This window comes from Sphingomonas sp. GW821-FHT04B01 (assembly GCF_059420425.1).
Genome location: NZ_JBWKTR010000035.1, coordinates 1 through 1531, shown reverse-complemented (window position 1 = coordinate 1531; position 1531 = coordinate 1). Strand labels below are relative to the sequence as shown.

Sequence of the window (1531 nt, the reverse complement as noted above, 5' to 3'; positions counted from 1 at the left end):
GATTGTGTTGAAGAAGTCGGCTCGTGGTGCGGAAGTAGGGCGGCGGCTAAGTTGCGCTGAACAGTTCTGACCGGCTCAGGCGGGTAGCGGCTGTGCTGGCATCGGGATGAGCTTGGCCATTTTGCGGAGGTTCTGGGCGGTGGCGGCCATATGGAACTCGTCCCTTGCACCGTTCGGACCGCGGAGCCGCAATCGATCGAGCTTCAGGATGCGTTTGAGGTGCGCGAACAGCATCTCGACCTTCTTTCGCTGGCGGCGGGACGTGACGTAAGCGTCGGTGGTGGCGATGTCGCGGGCCAGGTCACGGGCGCCTTCGTGGATCGAGCGGGTGACCTTGCGCGCCGGCATGTTCGGCGTGCAGCGTTGCCGCAGGGCACAGCCGCCGCAGTCCTGCTGTCGCGCGCGATAGCGGATGAAGCCGTCCTGACCGACATCGCCGCGGGCCGTGGCAAAGTTGCGGTTCCTGGGGCGCAGGCGCTTGCCGCCGGGGCAGACGTAGCTGTCGTCGTCATGGTCGTAGGTGAAGGCATCGCGCTCGAAAGTGCCGTCGCGGCGGGCGGACTTGTCGAACACCGGGATGTGCGGCTGGATGTCGCGCTCATGGACCAGCCAGGCGAGCATCTCCGCCGAGCCGTATGCTGTGTCCGCCGCCAGCCGCTCGGGCCAGACGCCGAATCGGTCCTGCACCCGCGCGATCATGCGCTTGCACGCGGTCACCTCGGCCTGGCGCACCGCGGTGCTCGCTTCCACGTCCATGATGACGGCGTGGTCGAGGTCGATGAGGTAATTGGTCGAGTAGGCGTAGAAGGCTGGCCCGCGATGCGCGCTGGTCCAGCGCGATGCCGGATCGGCCGGCGCCAGATACTTCGGCACCACCGGTGTCGCTGCGCCGAACGCGGCATCGTCGAGGACGGCCAGATACTCGCGCACCGCACGGCTGTCGGCGTGCGGCGGCATGCCATCGCAGCCCGGACCGCCGGTCTGACGATTGGCATCGGCGCGGATCAGGCTGGCGTCGACCGCAAACCCTTCGCCGCCCACCAGTCCCTCGGCCATGCAGCGCGCGACTGTCGTCTCGAACAACCGGCGCAACAGGTCGCTGTCGCGGAAGCGTCCATGCCGGTTTTTCGAGAAGGTCGAGTGGTCGGGCACGTCGCCGTCCAGCCCCAACCGGCAGAACCAGCGATAGGCCAGGTTCAGATGCACCTCGTCGCACAGCCGCCGCTCGGACCGGATGCCCATGCAATAGCCGATGATGAGCATCCGGATCATCAGCTCCGGGTCGATCGAGGGGCGACCCGTCTCGCTGTAGAAGGGCTTCAACTCCTCGCGGATGCCTGACAGATCCACGAACCGGTCGATCGAGCGCAGCAGGTGGTCTGCCGGTACGTGCCGTTCCAGGCTGAAGCTGTAGAACAGCGCTTCTTGCGCCACCGCCCGCTCGCCCATCATCGGCCTATCTCCGCTCGCCTCAAGGCGATTGAATCAGACCACCGACACTACTGCAAGCCAGCCTTTTTCAACACAATCG

General features: G+C 66.0%; 1 protein-coding gene. It reads right to left on the bottom strand.

Annotated elements, in window-relative coordinates; all coding sequences use genetic code 11:
* Nucleotides 1-75: 75 nt before the first annotated feature.
* The gene (locus AC07UH_RS21485) at nt 76-1452 is read right to left on the bottom strand and encodes a transposase (RefSeq protein WP_495182211.1); all 1377 of its coding nucleotides are present in this window, start codon (nt 1450-1452) and stop codon (nt 76-78) included.
* Nucleotides 1453-1531: the final 79 nt, after the last annotated feature.